The organism is Pusillibacter faecalis, from assembly GCF_018408705.1.
Taxonomy (GTDB): domain Bacteria; phylum Bacillota; class Clostridia; order Oscillospirales; family Oscillospiraceae; genus Oscillibacter; species Oscillibacter faecalis.
Genome location: NZ_AP023421.1, coordinates 238,363 through 256,138 on the forward strand (window position 1 = coordinate 238,363; position 17,776 = coordinate 256,138).

Genomic DNA, 17,776 nt, shown 5'->3' on the forward strand with positions numbered 1-17,776 from the left:
GAACGGATGGTGTTCGTATGAGCTTGATTCCATGTACCAGTGAATGTGTTTACCAGTCTGAAGGCTTATGTACACTAGACAGCGCTGCAGCTGCCGGCATGCCCGCGCTTGGCGGCGCCTGTGTCCATTTTATCCCGAGGGACGGAGCACGGCTCGGATCGCCTCACCGATATTCCGAACCGGGATTAGCTGCAGGCCTGGAAATTCCGGAAGCGTCCGATGGACCGGAACCAAACATCGTTTAAATCCTAGCCGACGTACCTCAGAAATCCGCTGTTCCAACTGGCTGACCATGCGGAGCTCTCCAGTCAGCCCCACCTCCCCAATCGCTACCAAATCATGTGGCACAGACCTGTCCAGATAGCTGGAGGCCAGCGCTACCACTGCAGCGAGATCGGCGGCTGGCTCGTCCAACCAGAGCCCGCCGATAATATTCAGGTATGCGTCACAGGCAGAAACTTTAAGCCCCCCGCGCTTTTCCAGTACTGCCAACAACATAGAAGCACGATTATAATCAAATCCATTGCTGGTGCGCCTGGGATTCCCAGCGCTGGCCGTTCCCACTAGAGCCTGAATCTCCGCCAGCACCGGGCGCACCCCTTCCATCACACAGGTGACGCAGGTACCTGGCGCATCCTCCGGGCGGCCGGAGAGGAGCATCTCCGATGGGTTCTCCACCTCCGCCAAGCCCACATCCCGCATCTCAAAGACACCAATCTCATTGGTAGCGCCAAAGCGGTTCTTTGCTGCCCGAAGAATTCGGTATGTGGTGTGCTGATCTCCCTCAAAATAGAGAACGCAGTCCACCATATGCTCCAAAACCTTGGGGCCAGCGATCGCCCCTTCTTTATTCACATGCCCAATGACAAATACGGTAACCCCCTGCCCCTTCGCCATCTGCATCAGGGACATGGTGCAATCCTTGACCTGGCTGACGCTTCCCGCCGGAGATTCTAGCGCATCATTGTAAAGGGTCTGGATAGAGTCTACAATTAGCACATCTGGTTTTTCCTCTGCAACAAGCTCCAGGATCTCTCCTAGATTTGTCTCAGAGAGGACATACAGACAGTCACTCTCCACTTTTAGCCGCTGTGCCCGCAGCTTGAGCTGATGCTCGGACTCCTCTCCAGATACATAGAGAACTTTCGATGTCTCACACAACTTGCTGCAGATCTGAAGCATCAGCGTGGACTTGCCGATGCCGGGTGCTCCGCCTACCAGCACCAAGGAACCTTGAACGGCTCCTCCGCCGAGAACACGGTCCAGTTCCCCCATCCCCGTTGGAAAGCGGAGTTCTTCACTCCCCTGCAGCTCTGTGACCGGGTGAGGTCTGCGTAACGGCTGTAGGGGATGCCCACTCTTTCTCTGTTCTTTCCCGCCGATGCGGGCGGGTTGCTCTACAATGGTATTCCACGCACCGCATGCGGGGCACTTCCCTGCCCATTTTGGCGTCTCGTTTCCGCATTCAGTGCAATAGAACATCGTCTTTTGTTTCATGCTGTTTCCTCTCCGGCCAAAGCGTTCAAATATCCGGCGGTAATCACTGTGGCCAATTTCAGTTGGTAGGACGGTTGCTGGAGCCTTTGCGCTTCCTCTGCGTTGGAGAGAAAACCGCATTCAATCAGAATGCCGGGCGCCGTGACATGCCCCATGAGATAAATGGTGCCTGGGACACGGTTTGCCCGCTTCTCATGCCCAATGTTGATGGTGCAGTTCAAAGTATCCTGCATCACTCCAGCAAGCTCCTCAGCCCCCGCCTCCTGGTTCCAGAACACAAAGGCTCCATGCGTGGCCGGTGAGGAAGGGAGGCTATTTTGGTGAATGCTGAGCAAAACTGCATTTTCTGCATGGTTCACAATTGACACACGATTGTGTGTGTCTGAGACCTTCCGCGCCCGGATCGTGTCACCCTCTGTATAGATTGCATCTTCCGTGGAGCGGGTCATGATAGTCCGCTGGCCTGTGAAGCGCAGCATATCATACAGCCGCGTTGCTACAGCCAGATTGATATGGCTTTCCAATGCGCCATCAGCAGAACTGGCTCCGCCATCCTCTCCGCCATGGCCTGGGTCCACGACAACCGTGATGGGTCCTTCCTTCTGCGTAGAAAAAGCTGCTACCGGAGTTTGGTGTCCACTCCATAAAACAGCGGCCAATCCTAGAAAAAAACAACAGAAAAGGCCGGCGCCCCAAAGCCATGGCTTTCGAATCACAAGAAACATCTGAAAACACCCCTATAGAGCGTATGCCCCACAGCCTATCCCATATGCTCTATTATATGTATTCTCCATTTTAAAATCAAGGGCAGCTTCCCTCCTTGCTGCATAAGATGGATTGAGCGCGCGGGTTGTGGCTGTGCGCTACGTTTTCCAAGGAGGACACATTGCAGATGGAAAAACCGAATCAGACGCCTGAGAACAACTGTGGTGTAGGTCAGGGCTCCCTCCCCGGCTGCTGCGCATCTCTGGTGTTTCCCTATATTCCCATGCAGGAACCAAACCCCGTCCGGTTCAGCCGCATGGAAGCCTTGCAGACAGGTACGTTATTCCCCGGCCTGGACCTGCCGTTTAAGGCAGCAATTCAGGCGAAAACCAAGATGGCAAATACGGCATTGGTGGAGCTGATGGCTCTGGACTTTGCGATTGACGAGCTGGGTTTGTATCTGGTAACACACTCTAACGACCAAGAGGTTTTGCAGCTTTACTGGTCCTATATCAAGCTGGCTAAAGAGGGTCGGGAAAAATACCAGAAAATGTATGGTCCCCTGCTTCAAACTGACTTGACGCCGGAGGACGGCTATGCCTGGCTGAAAGACCCCTGGCCGTGGGACGAAGGAGGGAACGACTGATGTTTATTTATGAGAAAAAGCTCCAATATCCGGTAAAAATTAAAAATACCAACCCGAAGCTGGCCTCCATCATCATCTCCCAGTATGGCGGTCCAGACGGTGAACTGGGGGCCTCCCTGCGGTATTTAAGTCAGCGGTACTCCATGCCTTATCCAGAGTTGAAGGGCCTGCTAACCGATATTGGTACCGCGGAAGCGCTTTGAACCGCCTTTTGCACTTCATACTCCGCAAGGCCGTCCAGTACAAAATACCACCGTGCAGGCAGTAAATTCAGGGAAACCTCCACTTTTCCGTCCCTGTGGAGGGTCATGTGGTGTAACAGACGGCCATAGAAATCGTTGCTGTCCCTCTCCCCTTTTACGATGCTTTTGATGGCCTCCCGAACGTCCTTTTTCACACCGGTAGTCTGGGTATCCAGCTTGCGCCGCTTTTCGATCACGGCGATCTGCTCCTGAATCTGGGCGATTTTTCGGTCGCAGCGCTCGTTCATGAACTGGAAGTCCGCTTTGGAGATGGTACGGTCAAAGAATTCCTCCAGCGCCCGCTGCTTCTTCTCCTTCTCCCCTTCCAGTTCACGGTTCAGCCGCTTCAGGTCGGCACTGCCGTCGTCCCTGCTGTCCTTCAGAACGCCCTCCACGATGCGGGAGAGGTTTCGGATGACCTCTTCCCTGTCCAGCTCTACGGCCGCCACAGCACGCTTTAGAATGTCCATAGCAACATCTTCCCGAATCTGCCGTCCCACGTCACAGCCCATGGGATTGCCCTGCGCGTCGGTGTGCAGCTTGCCCTCGGTGGTGGCCTTGCCGCAGCGCCAGATCTTATAGGGCACACCGCTGCGGTTCTTTTTTGTCCGGGACATGAAGCTGCTGCCACATTCGGCACATTTCAGCTTGCCGGAGAGCGGATAACGGTTGCCGTGTCCGCTTTTCTGGCTGTCTCCGATGTTACGTCGTGCCATCTCTCGTTGGACGGCCTCCCAAGTCTCCCGGTCGATAATGGGATCATGGTGATCGCGAAGTACCACAAAATCCAGTTGACCTTTGTTGTACTTCTTTTCGTGGCTTAAGTAATCCGGAGTGTAGGTCTTTTGCTGGATGAGATCACCGCAGTACTTCTCGTTTTTCAGAATTTTCAGTACCGTGGGTGCCGTCCACTTGAGATTGCCTCGGCTGGACGGGATGCCTTCTTCTCGCAGTTCTTTGGCGATCACGCCAGAGCCTTTTCGTTCGTTTAAGTACTTGTGGAAGATGGTGCGGACGGTTTTGGCACCCTCCGGATTGATCTTCATTTTACCACCCACGACATCGTAGCCCAAAAGCGAGCCGCCGAACACTACGCCTCGTTCCATACAGCGCTTCTGCCCCCATTTTACCCGGTCGGAGGTCATGCGGCTCTCGTTTTGGGCAATGGAGGACATGATGGTCAACCGCAGCTCTCCGTCCGCGTCCATGGTGTTGATGTTGTCATTGAGAAACAGCACCCCGATCCCGCGCTTTCGCAGTTCACGGGTGTACTCCAACGTATCCACGGTGTTTCGGGCAAAACGGCTGACCTCCTTGGTGATGATCAGGTCGATTTTGCCCTCCCGAGCTGCCCGGATCATGCGGTTGAACTGGGTTCGCTTTTTGGTGTTGGTACCGGAGATGCCCTCGTCGGCGTAGATCTCCTGCAGCATCCACTCCGGGTTCCGATCGATCCATTCCCGAAAATAGCGCTGCTGGGTTTCAAATGAGTTGGCCTGATCTTCCTTGTCGGTGGATACACGGCAATAGGCCGCAACCTGAATCATAAAAATCCCTCCTTTCCGGGTCAGAGTAGCGCAAAAAGCGGTATTTGTCGAATGTGCGAACCTCGTTATTTCTATTATGTAATTTTCCTTTACCGATATTGTAATTCCATTTTTTTGATGCATTCCTCCAACTGGAACTGGTCGATGATCCCCTCCTTTTGCAAGGTGAGCAGGACGGCCTTTTGATATTCCAGTAAAAAGGCTTTTTCCGCCTTTGGTGTGCCGGTGCAGTTCAGAAACTCCGCGTATTTTGGCATCCTGCTCCCTCCCTTCTCAATAGGTTTATGCGCTGACTGCGGTGAATTTGATTGCCGTTTTTCCCGGATGCGGTTCCTAGCCTCCCTGCCTTGGGACGCCGTAGTTCTGTCCTTGGTCTGCTGCGGCTTTCGCAGGTCACGGCAGACTTTCCCGAAACAGTATCTCATCCGGACGGTCATTCAGTTTTGAAAGGAAAATTCCCTTTCATTAACTATCCCGTTTTGAAAGGGCCGTTTGGGACAATTTTCAGAGCAATATAGCATTTGTTACAAAATGTTTACAAATGATATGCAAAAAAGCCACCCGAAACTCGGGCGGCCATGCCGTTCTCCTCTAACGAAACGGCACCACAGGATTTTTAGAGATCCTGTGGTGCCTCGTTTTATTTAGTCGTAAGTTTTATTTACCAGATCAATGCCATAATCCATTATTTTTCCATTGATCGCATCTGCCAGCCAGCCTGTCACAGATTGTTTCTGTTCTTCAAAAGGAAGCCATACTGCAGGGGTTGCTATGATCGTATGTGAGGTCAAATTCCGGGGATCATCGTACCAGGGAATGTCGTCCCAGATGAACACGCCTACGCCGATTTCCTGAAATTGCGGAATGGTTTCTTTTAGAATCTGCTGATAAAGGTCTGCGTCTTTCTCTGTGACCTCTGTGGCACCTATCCCCGCATGTGCTTTTGCTAAATCGCCGTCTCTGGTAGAGGAATCAAATAAGAGATGGATATCCTCTCCATATTTTTCGCGCAGAGATTTCAAACAGTCCAATGTCAGGTTATTACTGACCAATTTATCCGAGATCTCCTTTGGAGTTTCCCAAACATCGGTTGCAATGCTGTGCCAATCATCGTGCAGGAGAAGCGCGGCATCGACCAGAACATTTTTGCTTCGTGCGTTGGGGAAATAGTTTGTGAATACATCATCCGACAGCAGTGCAGCAGCGAAACCGCCTGCGCTGTATCCTGTAACAACGACCGTGTCCGGATCGTCGACTCCGGCCAGCGCAAGAACCTTTTTCATGGTTTCGGAGTAGTTGATATATCCGTTATGGTACAGGATCTTCTCGGTTCCGTCGGTATCCGTATAATGGAACTCCCCCGTTCCCGCGTGGAAATCCCCTGTTGCATAAGGGAGCAGAATGATGCACCAATCGGCAAAAGGACTTCCCTCTATATCAGATGCAAGACCTCCCATGTTCATCGTGACATTGGCAAGCATATCAATGCCGACTTCAGAGGTAAAATAGGTATCGCTTCTTGCCGCTTCTTCGTTTATGCTGACACCGCCGCCCGAAAAATAGACCATGACTTTATTTTCGGAGCCTTTCTTGAAAAAGGCTCGATAAGGATCGCCCTCGGATGTTTTCATTTCATCCGTGGTAATGCGATACCACTTATCAACTTTGGGGTTTTCTTTCAGATTGGGATATTGTAGCACAAAGAAATAGATGCCTGCAGCAATAAGTATGAGCACCAGAAAAATGACGGCAAGTATTTTAAAAATTGTTTTTATGATTCGTTTCATCCGTGATCCCCTTGATGCACTGCTTATTCGGGCAGTTGTCCTTGACTTTTTTGATTTGGTATTATATGCTGATACAAATGTATCAGCGATGTGATTGTATCAGCAGAAAAGAAGCTCGTCAATGGGGGGTCAGAAAATGAGACAAACAGATAAAACTGTATCAGCAATGAGCAACGAGGGGAGAAATCTTTATGTGGTCAGGCATATCACAGATGCCCTTTTGAAGCTGATGCAGACCAACCGTTTGAGTGATATATCGATCAGCCAGATTTGCGACGAAGCCGGTGTTGGAAGGGCCTCGTTCTACCGCAATTTCCAAAGTAAAGAAGATGTGATCACCAAACATCTGAAGGCTTTGTTGGACGATTGGTGGATCAATGCGATCCAAAAGCCTGATTTCAATCTGGTAGAAGCAATTTTTGAGCACTACTGGGACAACGGAGAACTATGTATCATGCTATATGAGCAAAATCTGTCCAATCTGACTCTGGAAAGCATTCGGTCTGCGTGCGGTCCCAAACCGGAACAGTCCAATATAGTAGCCTATACAACGGCGTATTTCTCCTATGGTCTGTATGGTTGGATCGATGAGTGGTTCAAGCGGGGGATGCAGGAAACGCCAAAAGAGATGTATGAACTGTGGCGTACACATAATCGAGCATAAAAGCCATGCCCCGCCGTGAATTTCGGCGGGGCACGTCCATTCATTTGTTTACCAAAGCTGTCTCGGCAGTTTCAGTTTTTCCTTGGGAGGAAAGCATTTATCAAATTCCTCCGCTTCCGCCTCGTCCACAAAGTATCCCGAGGGCGTTGCGTATTCGCCGGTAATTCCATCCAGATACCCCGGAATCAACTCCTTGCACAGGAAGAAGGATGCGTCCTCCCCTTCCGGCAGACCGTGATAACGGATGCCGTAGTTGGAAGCATCGGTAAAGCCGCTCTTGCCATAGAAGTCAATGTTGCCTTCAAGGCACACAGTGCCTGCACCTAATTTCGCAGCCTGCTCCAGAGCGTAGTCCAAAAGGATCTTTCCGTACCTGACGCTTCACCTCTGGGGCGATACAGATGGGGCCCATGGTCAGGATAGGGATGTTGCGGCCATCATCAGCGGCGATGGATGCGCGGACGAAGATGTTCTGTCCGATAATCACGCCGTCCCTCTCCATCACGAAATCCAGTTCCGGAACGAATGCCGGATCCTCTCGCAGACAGTGCAGGACATAATGCTCCAGACAGCCTGGCTGGTACACGTTCCAAAAGGACTCCCGTACCAGATGCTCCACTTGGGTATGGTCTTTGCTTGTTTCCAAACGAATGATGTAGTCATTTTTCATGGGTTTGCCCTCCTAAAATTGTTGACTTTCAATCCTGGGAGGCTTGCGGAAAATGTTTGGCAAACCTCCCGGTCAGCCCACACTCTCCAAAGTGTTGTTCTTTTTCAAACAGCAGTCTCCTTCAAAATAAATATCTATCATCAGGCCCGCAGGCCGAATGAACCCATTATTTCAGTGCAAGATACAGGTTTTTTGCAAAGGTCTGGTGTCCTTTTTCCGAATAGTGGACACCGTCAAAGGTTACTTCAATGTCCCAGTTGGTGGCATCTACGAATCGAACACCCAACTTTTCAGTCAATAGCTGGTAAGCGGTATTGAGCCGCACGCAGTCCTCCAGAAGCCGATTATCCGTGATCCATGCACCCGGTCGTATCCGTGGCGGCCCGATCAGAACGATCTGCGAATTTTCCAACGGAATCCTCGTCAAAAAGGCTTCCATCCGCTGCGCCACAGCCTCCACCGAGTTTCCCTGCAGCAGGTCATTACTGCACAGCATAACAAGGAGAAAATCTAATGGTTTCTGATTGGAGAGCATCAGATCGAAGCACTGCAGCTCCCCTTCCCGTCTGGGAATTTCCCGCCCGTTTTCCCCTGCATTGACAGCCTTGCAGTCCAGCTTCCGGGCCAACAGATCCACCCAGCGGTGTTTGGCGGGATACTGCTCGCCAAAGTAGGAACGCGGGTCATATCCGTAGGTATTGGAGTCTCCGAAACAAAGAATTTTCATCCTGTTCTCCTTCAAGCAAACTCTTTCTAATAATGGGGAAACACCCCTTGTGTGGTACAAGAGGTGCCCTTGCGGTTAAGCGCTCAGATCATAAAGGCATTGGCGAAACCAACGATCAGAGAGCCTGCAGCAACAAGACGCGCGATTTTGAACTTTTTCTCGTTGTTCTTGCAGGTTAAGGCCAGAACAATGGATGCGATGGCAGCGACTGCGACGAGCACGCCGAGGGCCGTCTGCACGGGGAAGAGACCTGAGCCGATGCGGAAGCCGACATAGCCCATGTAGATACCGAGAAGCGCCACAATGTAAAAGCAAACCTTTTTGATGCGGGGATTACGCACCAGGAACATCAGAGACAGTGCCAGCAGGCTCACGGAGGCCAGAACCATAAAGACGATGACCAACAGATCCAGAGAAGTTAACAACATATTCATTTCCTCACTTTCGATTTGTTTGATTTGTTTTTAGGTGTCTTGCTTTGTTGAGGATAGAATAGCACGAGGTTCTGAAGAAATTTCCAAGGCAATTCTAAAGATTTCTAAAGAAACCCTGTCAAATCTCTGAAAGTATGATGCTGATCATAAACATAGCATCGTCCTGCCGGACTTCGACGCGCCCACCATAGTTTTGAGCGATGCGCCGGATACTCTTAAGCCCGATCTGATACCCTTCTGACGATGCATCCAGCTTGCGGACGGCATTTTCCTGTCGAATGTTGAGCTGCCCGTTTTCCGCAGAAATGGCCAGCAGTACCGGCTTGTCCGGCGCTGCGTATTTCTGTACGTTGGAAATCAGATTGTCAAAGATACGCTGCAGCTCCTGCACATCAAAGGTGGCGGAGAACGCGGGACAAGCGAGGGTGGTCTTTACAGTGAAAACGTCCTCCAGCATGCCCCTCAAACTCATCAGCCAGCTGCTCCATCAACAGACAGGCATTTTCAAAATACTCAGGGCTGCGTTTGCTGCCATCCAGAAGAAGATCGGTCATCTCTTTGATTTACCCCGCCTTAGTGTGGATCAGGTGCAAATATTTCTCCTGTTCCTCCGGAGCAACCGCCTTTTCTCCGGCAAGCAGCTCGGAGTACGCCATGATGGATGTAAGCGGGGTGCGAATATCGTGTGACAGGCCGCGGATAAACTGCTCCTTTTCGGCGGAAAGTGCCTGCTCTCGCTGTTTGACCTCCCGCTGCGTCTGGGAGAGATAGTTTACCGATTTGGCGAGCTGGGTCAGTTCGTTGTTTCCCTCCACCGGAACCACATGATCTTCTCGGCCTTGCTGCAGAGCATCAATTCCTTCGAGAATGTCACGGATATAGGAAAGCCGCTCGCCCAGCAGGAACAGAAAGAAGATTACAAAAAAGCCAACGGAAACCAGAAGGTGCCCACCGTGGAGGAGGTCTGCTCCGGCGCGCGCCGCATTGCGATCCTCGAAAATGTGATGAACCCCACCAACATCGGCGCTATTTTCCGCTCTGCTGCGGCCCTGAATATGGATGCGGTTCTGCTGACCCCCGCCTGCAGTAATCCGCTCTATCGACGTGCCATTCGCGTCAGCATGGGTACGGTGTTCCAGATTCCTTGGACCTTCTTAGGCGGGGATGAGGCGTCCTGGCCGGGTGATGGGATGCGGACACTGAAAGAGCTGGGCTTCAAAACTGCCGCTATGGCGCTGAGTGATGACTCCGTTACCATTCGGGATTCCCGGCTGTTGGCGGAAGAAAAGCTGGCCATCATCCTTGGCACAGAAGGGGATGGGTTGGCCGCTGACACCATTGCCCAATGTGACTATACCGTGAGGATTCCCATGTCCCACGGCGTGGATTCTCTGAATGTGGCCGCTGCCAGCGCTGTGGCCTTCTATCAGCTGAGCCAGACGGAGTAAGAAAAAAGCGGCCCCGCACTTGGCGGAGCCGCAGATCAGATGTTATTCAGGCAGCTTTTTCAGGAGGTAGACGGCATAGGCGAGGGCGATCACCGCAATGGCGATGGCGCTGAAGATCTCCTGCGTCACGGTAATACTTCCTTCGTTGGCAAAGACGCTCATGGAGTTGACCGCGCTGTGGGTCACGATACAGGGGATCAGACTGCCGGTTTTCAGGAACAGAACGACAAACAGGAAGCCAATTGCTATAGTATAGCCCACCTGACAGAGGTTGGATGCCAGCTGCGCGCCGCTGCCGTTGAACAGATTGACAATGTGGCCGATGCCAAAGGTGAGGCTGGACACGATCACAGCGGATTTCAGACCGTCCTTGCACATGGCATTGAACAGAAGTCCCCGGAAGATCACTTCTTCCACGAAACCCACGTAGATCATGCTGCCGATGTAGAGCAGAGTTTCATGTACGGACAGATTCCACCGAAGGCCAAACCACAGATTGCTGGAGATCAACGCTGCCAGCGGGATGTACCAGAGCACTTTGGAAGAGGGAACACTCCCTTTACACAGGCCAAAGGTCGAAAAGAGGTTGTTACGATTCATCCAGATCAGCAGCACTGCGCACATAGCCAGCAGCAGAGGCAGTGTAACGAGCTTCTCAGTTCCGATGGTTCTGGACAGTTCGTCTGCAAAGCTGACGGCCCCCACATAAAAGATGATCCAGCTTAACGTAAACCAGAGTTCATGTTTTTTGTAAAACTTCTGCATCCAATTCACTCCAAGGAAAAATTCATTTTAGAGTATATCATGAGGCAGGATTATTTACAATCCGGACAAAAGAGGAGCGCTCCATTACCAATACTGATATTTCCCACGATTTTTTGCAATGAAGAAATCTGCAACTATGACAGCAAGGATCTCGGCGAGGGTAGCCGAAAGCCAGATGCCGTTATTGCCAATGACAGCGGGCAAAATGAGCAGGCAGCCAAGCTGAAATACCAGCGTTCTTGTCAAAGACAGAATGCTGGATACCAAACATTGTTCAATGCAGCGAAGAAAGACGCGGCGAAAATGCTGAAGCCGCAGATCAGGAAAGAAATATTGTAAAGTCGAATGGCACCTGTGGTCAGTTCCATCAGTCCTGCATCATAGCTGACGAAAATGGACGCCAGAACTCTGGCAAAAATCATGACGAAGCCTACCAGCACAACGGCAGAGGCAGCAATGGAGACAAGGCTCTTTTTGAATAGTCCCTTAATTTCTTCGGTGTTATCTGCACCAAGATTATAGCTGAACACCGGAGCAATACCAGTCGCGTATCCGGTAAATACACCGGATACAATGTATGTCACATACATAACAACGCCATATGCTACCACGCCGTCGGAACCCATCAACGCCATTAGCCGCAAATTGAACACGATGCTGACGACAGACAACGCGGCATTATTGATAAAGGCCGAAAACCCGTTGATACAGGTACGTTTGACGGTTTCAAAATCAAATGCTGTTTTGGTAAACCACAACAGATGGTTTTTCTTCATTGCAAAGTAGAGAAAAGGAACCAGACCACCGATGACCTGACCGAGCACAGTGGCCGCGGCGGCTCCGGTAACGCCCCACTTGAAAACTGCCACAAATAGGGCATCCAACACGATGTTGGTGACACCGGAGGAAATGGCGATCACCATACCCATTTGCGGCTTTTCTGCCACAACGAGGAAGTTCTGGAACAGGATTTGAAGCATAAAAGCAGGCAGTGCCGCGATCAGAATACGACCATAGATGACACAGTTATCGTAGATCGCGCCTTCAGCGCCCATCGTTTTAGCGATTTGCGGAACAAAGAGGAATACAGCAACACCAACCACCAGAGAAAAAGCAATGATCAGGTAGACGATCAGAGAGAATTGGTCTCTTGCTTTTTCGCTCTGCTGTTCGCCCATGGTCTTGGAAACCAACGCACTGCCACCGGCACCGGCCATAAACCCTACACAACTGATCATCATGGCAATGGGCATCATCAGATTCACCGCTGCAAAACCGTCACTGCCGGCAAAGTTGAAAACAAACAAACCGTCTACGATACTATAGACAGAAGAGATGACCATCATCAGCACCGACGGAATCGTGAAGCGGATCAGCGTCAGATAATCAAAATGGTCAGATAATTGAATTGGTGCTTTGTTTTTGGCCATGTCAGGTTTCCTCCGGGATCACATTTGAGATCTCCTCATTCAGACGGTCTACAAGAGTGCGGAAAATCTTCAGAAACAACTCCTTTTCCTCGTCAGAGAACAGTTCGCAGGCCCGTTCCTCCGCGCCCATAACAGGAACAATATATTTCTGTACAAAGGCCTGTCCCTGCTTCGTCAGATGAATGGACTTGCTGATTTTGCCCTCAATGCGCTGAAGGGTCAGATAACCGTCCTTTTCCAGCTTTTTCAGAGCCGAGTTTACGGTCTGCCTTGGCAGGGAGGAGTTATCGCAAATCTCACTCTGCGTATAGATGTGCTCCGTGTCCTGAACTGTATAGAGGATCCAGAATGCACAATCTGAAAGGCCGGAATTTACCGCCGCCGTATGATAGATCGTATCGCATTCCTTCAACAGCTGGTTATATGTCAAAATATAATTTCGAGTGTTGTTACTCATAGTAAACCGCTCCCTTCTTATCCGAAATCGGACAAGAAGCATTGTAATCCGATTTCGGACAGCTGTCAACGCCTAAAAGATGTCGAAAAATGGAATCTTTCTGTTTGAAGAGAGATCCATGCCGTAGATGATCTGTTTTAATGAACATTCTTGGTTCCGGAGGGAATACGCCATGAAAGACGGAAAAAAACTGATCGCAATCGCAGATGACGAAAAGGAGATCCACGATGTTTTGACCCTGCTTCTGAGTGGAGAAGGGTATGCCGTACAGGCGGCAGAGGACGGGCAGGAGCTCATGAACCAAATCTCGGCGGATATTGACCTCTATATTCTCGATGTGAATATGCCCCGGCTTTCCGGTATCATGGCGGCTGCTGAGATCCGGAAGCAATATGATACCCCCATCATTTTCCTGACTGCCTATTCCAGCGAGTCGGATAAGGTCATGGGCTTTTCCGTGGGCGCGGATGACTACATCGTAAAGCCCTTTTCCAATGTGGAGCTGTTGATGCGGGTGCGTGCCATCCTGCGCCGAAATGCCGCCCCTGCGGCATCGGTGCCCCAAATGAACCGAATCGCCATTCAGGATGTGATTCTGGATCTGGACAGTCAGGCTGTCATCAAAGGCGAAGAAACAACCATTGCGCTGACCTACACGGAGTTCAAGATTCTGGAGTTATTGGCCTCCAACAAAAAGAAGATCTACTCTTTGGAAAACATCTACAGCAGCATTTGGGATGATAATGCCGTAGGCGACAGCGCCATCATGGTACATATCAAAAACATCCGTAAAAAACTGGGTGACAATTCCCGAACCCCCACCTATATCAAGACTGCCTGGGGAAGGTGGTACTACATTGACTAAACCGAACATCCGGAAACGCCACAAGCTGTCCAGAGAGATTTTGGGCGTGCTGGCAATTACCTTTGTCATCGCCTTATTCCTGTTTCAGCTGCTCAGCATCGCCACCGGTGCCATCATTGACAGTGTTCTGTTCATGCAGGACATTGTTCTGACGCAGGCGCAGTACAAGCAGGTGGATGATTGGACCTTCAATCGGCAGCTTGGGGCGGCGCATGGCGCACAGCATACCACGGGTCAGCTTGAAGCCCGTCAGCTGGGTCAGAACATCAAATTCCGCTGTGTAAACCGGAATATCGGGGCAGCGGGCGATGATCTCTTTGGCCTCCCCTTCTATGTGCTTCTTTTCCACCAGAATGGAGACAGGGACACAGCCCGCATTCAACGCACGCTCGATGACCTTGGGGCTTTCCGCGATGAACAGACCCTTTTCCGGATATTCCCGGTTCAGCAGCTGTACCTCCGTCAGGCGGGCGTAAACATCCAGCTCCGGTGCCAGAAAGTCTGTGATTTCAATGATGTTGGCCATAATCGTACCTCTTAAATGATGATGCCGTTGCAGTGGTCGATCTCGTGCTGGATGATCTGGGCCGTCCAGCCGGTAAAGGTCTTAAATCGGGTCTGGAACTGCTCATTCTGGTACTGGACTTTAATGGACTTCCAGCGTTTGGTTTTCCGGATTCCGGTGAGGGACAGGCAGCCCTCCTCCGCTTCGTAGCGGTCGGAACTCTTCACGATCTCCGGATTGAACATCACCATGTAGGTCCCTTCGTTATCAAAGGCGATGATCCGCTTGGAAACGCCGATCATGTTAGCGGCCATGCCAACACAGCCCTCCTTGTGGGCCTCCAGCGTCTCCAGAAGGTCACGGGCAACCTGAAGATCCTCCTCACAGTTCACCGCGGGGACGGACTTCTGCGCAAGGAAAATGATATCTTTCATAATGGGCCAGATCATACTTCCTTCAGCCTCCTTAAAATCTCTTCATCAGCGGGACAGAATTCATATTCATCGATCTCCTCCACCGTGATCCAGCGAAGATCGTTGTGTTCGATTTTCTGGGGAGTTCCCTCCGCAATGAAGGTGTTGAACAGGGTCAGATGGACAGTCAGATCGGGGTAAACATGGGTTACGTCCATGAACACGTCCTGAACGGCTACCGTGACGGCCAGTTCCTCCTGACACTCCCGGATCAGGGCCTGCTCTTTCGTTTCTCCCGGCTCCACTTTGCCACCCACAAACTCCCACAGGAGTCCACGGGCTTTGTTCGCAGGGCGCTGGCAGGCCAGAAAACGGTTTTCATCCCAAATCAGGGCGGCGACTACTTCTGTCATGTTGTTCGCTCTCTTTCGTGAAAATATCGCCTCAAATGGGCGTGCGCCGTATCAATGCCATTCGCTCCGGCGCAGCGGCACAGACGGTCATTGACGGCGTGGTTCAGCAAGGGCTGGCGGTTGCTGCTTTGATCCACCAACAGGTCGGCGGACAGTACATCCTCCCATGCCCGGTTGAGAAAGGCTACCTCTCTCCTGCCGTGGGTGCGGGTCAGTTGGATGTCCCCTGCTTCCTCCATATAGGCTGACACCTGTTCCTCCGGAATCCCGGCATCCAGCAGACCTAAACGGATTTCCTCGTATACGATTTCCTCCAGACGCTTCCAGTCCATGGGAGACAGGTCATAGCGCACGCAGGTGTACCGGCTCTCACAGTGAACCAGCAGCAAGCTGCTGCGGCCGTGGAGGGTGATGCAGTGGGCATCCCAGCATAAGCCGCGGTGGATGGTGTCTCCGTAAGGAACGGCCACCTTCAGCAGCCGCTGGAGAGGCCATGTCAATCCAAGCTTCATCATGCGTTCAGATCTTTCCGCATGATGTAATCGGTCTGGGCATCGTCACCCATTACAAATGTATGGGTGCCAATTTCATAGAAGCCATTTTTTCTGTAGAAACCAAGAGCCTTTTCGTTCTTTTCCCAAACGCCCAGCCAAAGGTATTCCTTCTCCCGCTGCACCGCAAAACGGACAGCCTGATCCATCAGATACTGTCCCAGACCGGCTCCCTGAACGTTTTTAGAAATATAGATCCGCTCCAATTCCAAAGAGCGCTCGTCCTGCAGATCGGACTGGGCCGGGACTTCGTTGACCTTCAGATACCCGGCGAGGATATCGTCGGCATACAGGAAGTAAAAAAAGGAGGCCGGATTGGACAGTTCACCACGCAGTTTTTCCGTGTCAAAGGCTTCGTTCAAATAGGCCTCCATATTTTCTGGGGTATTCAGGTGGGCGAAGGTCTCGTAGAAGTTGGTGCGGGAAAAATCCCGGAGCGTCTCCAGATCGCTCATGGTACAAGGGCGAAAGGTCAAATTCATTGTGGGTTCTCCTCTGTTCACATCTTCTTGCTGCTCTTTACAAATACATAGGTTTCCTCGTCAGAGCGCTCGGAATTGAATGCATAGTCCAGACGGTCAAAAGTGCGGATATCCTCCGGATTTTCGATTTGATGCTCCGCCATATAGCGCACCATCTCGCCCCGGGCCATCTTGCACATGGTGCCTTTTTCGATGATTTTTCCGTCCTTTTCCTCTCCAAACACGCAGGTGATGAAGCGGATACCGGGGTGCAGATATTTGGAGACGCAGATGCTGTACTCCTTGGAGGCGAGATTGATCACACAGTCTGTTCCCGCAAAAATATGATCTGCAAGTTGATTGTTCCAATAGTTGTAAAGGTCTTTTGCTTCGTGGATTTTCAGCTTTGCCTGCATCTCCAGACGATAGGGCGTCACGCCGTCAAAGGGACGCAGAATGCCGTAAAAGCCGGAGAGGATGCGCAAGTGCTCCTGTATGTAATCATATTCTTGATTGGTAAAGACATTAGGTGCCATGTACTGGTACTGAATGCCCTCATAGGCCAGTACAGCTGGGGTCAGATTGCGGCGCAGATCCATCTGCCGCAGGCGCTCGATGTTCAGCGCGGCGATCTGGTCATTGCACTTCCAGAGCTTTTGCAGCTCCTCCGGGGACTTGCTCTGCAATTCCCGGCAAAGCTCCTCGGTCTGCTCCAAAAAGGCAGGCAGATCGCGGACAGGCAAGCTGTCCGTGTCTACGTTCATTTTCTTGGCTGGGGAAATGATAATTCTCATAGGATTTCATCCTTTGGGCACTGATAGCGGGGCTTTCCTTTGCTTCTCTTGCCGTATTCAATGGCCGCGGTGGGACAGCCGCAGATACAGGCCATGCAGTGGGTGCAGTGCTTGTTCCAGACAGGCTTGCCGTCGCTCAAGCGGATGTTGTTCAGCGGACAGGCCTCCACACAGACACCGCAGCCGGTACAGGCGTCAGTTGCTAAGAAAGCATCTGCCTTCACGTAGAATTTATAGAAGCCCTCGTTGATGGGGCCGCTTTTCAGCTTGTCCAACAGGCCAACTTTATGAGCCGGGAGGTCTTTCCCCTTCCGGATGAGCTCGCCGCCCTGCTCCAGAACGGGCTTTGCCTTGGCAACGATGGCGCGGGACTCCTCCTCACCGGGAGCGTTGAACATGGTAATGTAGTTCTCCGGCATCACCACTTCCAGAACGCCTTTGTAGTTCAGTCCGATCTCCTTGCACAGCTGGGCGGCATACTGCCCGGCGTTGCCAATCTCACCGCCGCAGGTGAGGACGAAATAGGCGTCCTTGCTGCCGGTCAGTTCCGCAGAACGAATATAGTCCGCCAATACATTGGCCATCCGCCATGCGTAGATTGGAGCCACAAACACCCAGGGACGGTCAGAATGAAGGGTATCCTTCTCCCCTGCTTTCATGTGCCGGCCTGTATCCAGAAGCTCATCATTCAGTTGTTTGGACAGAAACTCCGCTGCAAAGCGGCTGTTGCCGGTTCCGGAAAAGTAAACGATCAT

21 protein-coding genes and 4 pseudogenes are annotated in these 17,776 nt (G+C 51.5%); 5 read left to right on the forward strand and 20 right to left on the reverse strand.

The annotated features are described in order from the left end of the window. Positions 1 to 129 precede the first annotated feature (129 nt). Positions 130 to 1,497, reverse strand: a complete 1,368-nt coding sequence (gene radA, locus KJS55_RS15810; RefSeq protein ID WP_213543824.1) for a DNA repair protein RadA — start codon at positions 1,495 to 1,497, stop codon at positions 130 to 132. Beyond that, positions 1,494 to 2,075, reverse strand: a complete 582-nt coding sequence (locus tag KJS55_RS15815; RefSeq protein ID WP_229600205.1) for an N-acetylmuramoyl-L-alanine amidase — start codon at positions 2,073 to 2,075, stop codon at positions 1,494 to 1,496. Before KJS55_RS15815 ends, radA begins: the two co-directional genes overlap by 4 nt. A gap of 314 nt (positions 2,076 to 2,389) precedes the next feature. On the opposite strand from KJS55_RS15815, the gene KJS55_RS15820 reads away from it, so the two are divergent. Together KJS55_RS15820 and KJS55_RS15825 are read left to right on the forward strand one after the other, a co-directional pair. Beyond that, entirely contained in the window at positions 2,390 to 2,848 is a 459-nt protein-coding gene (locus KJS55_RS15820) for a spore coat protein CotJB (protein WP_187028371.1), read from the forward strand. Then, positions 2,848 to 3,042 (forward strand): annotated as a pseudogene (locus tag KJS55_RS15825) (manganese catalase family protein); the annotation flags it as partial. The gene KJS55_RS15820 and the pseudogene KJS55_RS15825, both read left to right, overlap by 1 nt. On the opposite strand, the gene KJS55_RS15830 reads toward KJS55_RS15825, so the two are convergent. The 3 genes from KJS55_RS15830 to KJS55_RS15840 form a co-directional block, all read right to left on the reverse strand. Next, positions 2,997 to 4,760 (reverse strand): recombinase family protein, encoded by a 1,764-nt coding sequence (locus KJS55_RS15830; RefSeq protein WP_346345700.1) that lies wholly within the window; start codon positions 4,758 to 4,760, stop codon positions 2,997 to 2,999. The pseudogene KJS55_RS15825 and the gene KJS55_RS15830 sit on opposite strands and share 46 nt — an antisense overlap. Then, positions 4,727 to 4,894 (reverse strand): hypothetical protein, encoded by a 168-nt coding sequence (locus KJS55_RS15835; RefSeq protein ID WP_213543826.1) that lies wholly within the window; start codon positions 4,892 to 4,894, stop codon positions 4,727 to 4,729. Before KJS55_RS15835 ends, KJS55_RS15830 begins: the two co-directional genes overlap by 34 nt. A 387-nt stretch (positions 4,895 to 5,281) precedes the next feature. Then, positions 5,282 to 6,424, reverse strand: a complete 1,143-nt coding sequence (locus KJS55_RS15840) for a pectin acetylesterase-family hydrolase (RefSeq protein ID WP_213543827.1) — start codon at positions 6,422 to 6,424, stop codon at positions 5,282 to 5,284. A gap of 136 nt (positions 6,425 to 6,560) precedes the next feature. Between KJS55_RS15840 and KJS55_RS15845 the strand changes: the two genes are divergently transcribed. Next, positions 6,561 to 7,088 (forward strand): TetR/AcrR family transcriptional regulator, encoded by a 528-nt coding sequence (locus KJS55_RS15845; RefSeq protein ID WP_228300587.1) that lies wholly within the window; start codon positions 6,561 to 6,563, stop codon positions 7,086 to 7,088. Between the two features lie 48 nt (positions 7,089 to 7,136). Here the strand turns inward: KJS55_RS15845 and KJS55_RS15850 are convergent. The 5 genes and pseudogenes from KJS55_RS15850 to KJS55_RS15870 form a co-directional block, all read right to left on the reverse strand. Further along, positions 7,137 to 7,758: pseudogene (locus tag KJS55_RS15850) on the reverse strand (GNAT family N-acetyltransferase). Between the two features lie 166 nt (positions 7,759 to 7,924). Next, a complete protein-coding gene (locus KJS55_RS15855; RefSeq protein WP_213543828.1) occupies positions 7,925 to 8,485 on the reverse strand; it encodes a GDSL-type esterase/lipase family protein in 561 nt (186 codons plus the stop codon). Positions 8,486 to 8,568: 83 nt separating this feature from the next. Continuing rightward, on the reverse strand, positions 8,569 to 8,913 hold the full coding sequence (locus tag KJS55_RS15860; RefSeq protein ID WP_213543829.1) for a hypothetical protein: 345 nt from the start codon (positions 8,911 to 8,913) through the stop codon (positions 8,569 to 8,571). A 124-nt stretch (positions 8,914 to 9,037) separates the two neighbouring features. After that, positions 9,038 to 9,391 carry a GHKL domain-containing protein gene (locus KJS55_RS15865; RefSeq protein WP_213543830.1) on the reverse strand — a complete coding sequence of 118 codons (354 nt, stop codon included), beginning with the start codon at positions 9,389 to 9,391 and terminating at the stop codon, positions 9,038 to 9,040. A 91-nt stretch (positions 9,392 to 9,482) separates the two neighbouring features. Then, complete coding sequence (locus KJS55_RS15870) at positions 9,483 to 9,743, reverse strand: histidine kinase dimerization/phospho-acceptor domain-containing protein (RefSeq protein ID WP_213543831.1); 261 nt, start codon at positions 9,741 to 9,743, stop codon at positions 9,483 to 9,485. Between the two features lie 120 nt (positions 9,744 to 9,863). Between KJS55_RS15870 and KJS55_RS15875 the strand changes: the two are divergent. Next, positions 9,864 to 10,367 (forward strand): annotated as a pseudogene (locus tag KJS55_RS15875) (TrmH family RNA methyltransferase); the annotation flags it as partial. A 42-nt stretch (positions 10,368 to 10,409) separates the two neighbouring features. Here KJS55_RS15875 and KJS55_RS15880 read toward each other — a convergent pair. The 3 genes from KJS55_RS15880 to KJS55_RS15890 all read right to left on the reverse strand — a co-directional run bounded on the left by KJS55_RS15880 (position 10,410) and on the right by KJS55_RS15890 (position 13,019). Further along, complete coding sequence (locus tag KJS55_RS15880; protein WP_213543832.1) at positions 10,410 to 11,132, reverse strand: CPBP family intramembrane glutamic endopeptidase; 723 nt, start codon at positions 11,130 to 11,132, stop codon at positions 10,410 to 10,412. Between the two features lie 242 nt (positions 11,133 to 11,374). Further along, a complete protein-coding gene (locus tag KJS55_RS15885) occupies positions 11,375 to 12,562 on the reverse strand; it encodes an MATE family efflux transporter (protein ID WP_213543833.1) in 1,188 nt (395 codons plus the stop codon). A gap of 1 nt (position 12,563) precedes the next feature. Continuing rightward, positions 12,564 to 13,019, reverse strand: a complete 456-nt coding sequence (locus KJS55_RS15890; protein ID WP_213543834.1) for a MarR family winged helix-turn-helix transcriptional regulator — start codon at positions 13,017 to 13,019, stop codon at positions 12,564 to 12,566. A 172-nt stretch (positions 13,020 to 13,191) separates the two neighbouring features. On the opposite strand from KJS55_RS15890, the gene KJS55_RS15895 reads away from it, so the two are divergent. Beyond that, positions 13,192 to 13,884, forward strand: coding sequence for a response regulator transcription factor (locus KJS55_RS15895; RefSeq protein WP_213543835.1), 693 nt, complete (start codon positions 13,192 to 13,194; stop codon positions 13,882 to 13,884). Between the two features lie 193 nt (positions 13,885 to 14,077). Here KJS55_RS15895 and KJS55_RS15900 read toward each other — a convergent pair. The 7 genes and pseudogenes from KJS55_RS15900 to KJS55_RS15930 all read right to left on the reverse strand — a co-directional run. Next, positions 14,078 to 14,410 (reverse strand): annotated as a pseudogene (locus KJS55_RS15900) (TrmH family RNA methyltransferase); the annotation flags it as partial. 11 nt (positions 14,411 to 14,421) lie between these two features. Then, the gene (locus tag KJS55_RS15905) at positions 14,422 to 14,838 is read right to left on the reverse strand and encodes a peptide deformylase (protein ID WP_213543836.1); all 417 of its coding nucleotides are present in this window, start codon (positions 14,836 to 14,838) and stop codon (positions 14,422 to 14,424) included. Beyond that, complete coding sequence (locus KJS55_RS15910; RefSeq protein ID WP_213543837.1) at positions 14,835 to 15,215, reverse strand: (deoxy)nucleoside triphosphate pyrophosphohydrolase; 381 nt, start codon at positions 15,213 to 15,215, stop codon at positions 14,835 to 14,837. The genes KJS55_RS15905 and KJS55_RS15910 overlap by 4 nt, the downstream gene beginning before the upstream one ends. After that, on the reverse strand, positions 15,212 to 15,730 hold the full coding sequence (locus tag KJS55_RS15915) for a DUF6933 domain-containing protein (RefSeq protein WP_228300588.1): 519 nt from the start codon (positions 15,728 to 15,730) through the stop codon (positions 15,212 to 15,214). The genes KJS55_RS15910 and KJS55_RS15915 overlap by 4 nt, the downstream gene beginning before the upstream one ends. Continuing rightward, the gene (locus tag KJS55_RS15920) at positions 15,727 to 16,248 is read right to left on the reverse strand and encodes a GNAT family N-acetyltransferase (protein ID WP_213543838.1); all 522 of its coding nucleotides are present in this window, start codon (positions 16,246 to 16,248) and stop codon (positions 15,727 to 15,729) included. Before KJS55_RS15920 ends, KJS55_RS15915 begins: the two co-directional genes overlap by 4 nt. 17 nt (positions 16,249 to 16,265) lie before the next feature. Beyond that, on the reverse strand, positions 16,266 to 17,021 hold the full coding sequence (gene yaaA, locus KJS55_RS15925) for a peroxide stress protein YaaA (RefSeq protein WP_213543839.1): 756 nt from the start codon (positions 17,019 to 17,021) through the stop codon (positions 16,266 to 16,268). Next, the gene (locus KJS55_RS15930; RefSeq protein WP_213543840.1) at positions 17,018 to 17,776 is read right to left on the reverse strand and encodes an EFR1 family ferrodoxin; all 759 of its coding nucleotides are present in this window, start codon (positions 17,774 to 17,776) and stop codon (positions 17,018 to 17,020) included. Before KJS55_RS15930 ends, yaaA begins: the two co-directional genes overlap by 4 nt.

Bases quoted from the DNA above. Each gene is read 5' to 3' on its own strand.
- KJS55_RS15860 (WP_213543829.1), bottom strand. From the start codon at position 8,913: ATGTTGTTAACTTCTCTGGATCTGTTGGTCATCGTCTTTATGGTTCTG.
- KJS55_RS15885 (WP_213543833.1), bottom strand. From the start codon at position 12,562: ATGGCCAAAAACAAAGCACCAATTCAATTATCTGACCATTTTGATTAT.
- KJS55_RS15835 (WP_213543826.1), bottom strand. From the start codon at position 4,894: ATGCCAAAATACGCGGAGTTTCTGAACTGCACCGGCACACCAAAGGCG.
- yaaA (WP_213543839.1), bottom strand. From the start codon at position 17,021: ATGAGAATTATCATTTCCCCAGCCAAGAAAATGAACGTAGACACGGAC.
- KJS55_RS15865 (WP_213543830.1), bottom strand. From the start codon at position 9,391: ATGAGTTTGAGGGGCATGCTGGAGGACGTTTTCACTGTAAAGACCACC.
- KJS55_RS15910 (WP_213543837.1), bottom strand. From the start codon at position 15,215: ATGACAGAAGTAGTCGCCGCCCTGATTTGGGATGAAAACCGTTTTCTG.
- KJS55_RS15920 (WP_213543838.1), bottom strand. From the start codon at position 16,248: ATGAATTTGACCTTTCGCCCTTGTACCATGAGCGATCTGGAGACGCTC.
- KJS55_RS15890 (WP_213543834.1), bottom strand. From the start codon at position 13,019: ATGAGTAACAACACTCGAAATTATATTTTGACATATAACCAGCTGTTG.
- KJS55_RS15880 (WP_213543832.1), bottom strand. From the start codon at position 11,132: ATGCAGAAGTTTTACAAAAAACATGAACTCTGGTTTACGTTAAGCTGG.
- KJS55_RS15840 (WP_213543827.1), bottom strand. From the start codon at position 6,424: ATGAAACGAATCATAAAAACAATTTTTAAAATACTTGCCGTCATTTTT.
- KJS55_RS15915 (WP_228300588.1), bottom strand. From the start codon at position 15,730: ATGATGAAGCTTGGATTGACATGGCCTCTCCAGCGGCTGCTGAAGGTG.
- KJS55_RS15845 (WP_228300587.1), top strand. From the start codon at position 6,561: ATGAGACAAACAGATAAAACTGTATCAGCAATGAGCAACGAGGGGAGA.
- KJS55_RS15930 (WP_213543840.1), bottom strand. From the start codon at position 17,776: ATGATCGTTTACTTTTCCGGAACCGGCAACAGCCGCTTTGCAGCGGAG.
- KJS55_RS15905 (WP_213543836.1), bottom strand. From the start codon at position 14,838: ATGATCTGGCCCATTATGAAAGATATCATTTTCCTTGCGCAGAAGTCC.
- KJS55_RS15820 (WP_187028371.1), top strand. From the start codon at position 2,390: ATGGAAAAACCGAATCAGACGCCTGAGAACAACTGTGGTGTAGGTCAG.
- KJS55_RS15830 (WP_346345700.1), bottom strand. From the start codon at position 4,760: ATGCATCAAAAAAATGGAATTACAATATCGGTAAAGGAAAATTACATA.
- radA (WP_213543824.1), bottom strand. From the start codon at position 1,497: ATGAAACAAAAGACGATGTTCTATTGCACTGAATGCGGAAACGAGACG.
- KJS55_RS15855 (WP_213543828.1), bottom strand. From the start codon at position 8,485: ATGAAAATTCTTTGTTTCGGAGACTCCAATACCTACGGATATGACCCG.
- KJS55_RS15895 (WP_213543835.1), top strand. From the start codon at position 13,192: ATGAAAGACGGAAAAAAACTGATCGCAATCGCAGATGACGAAAAGGAG.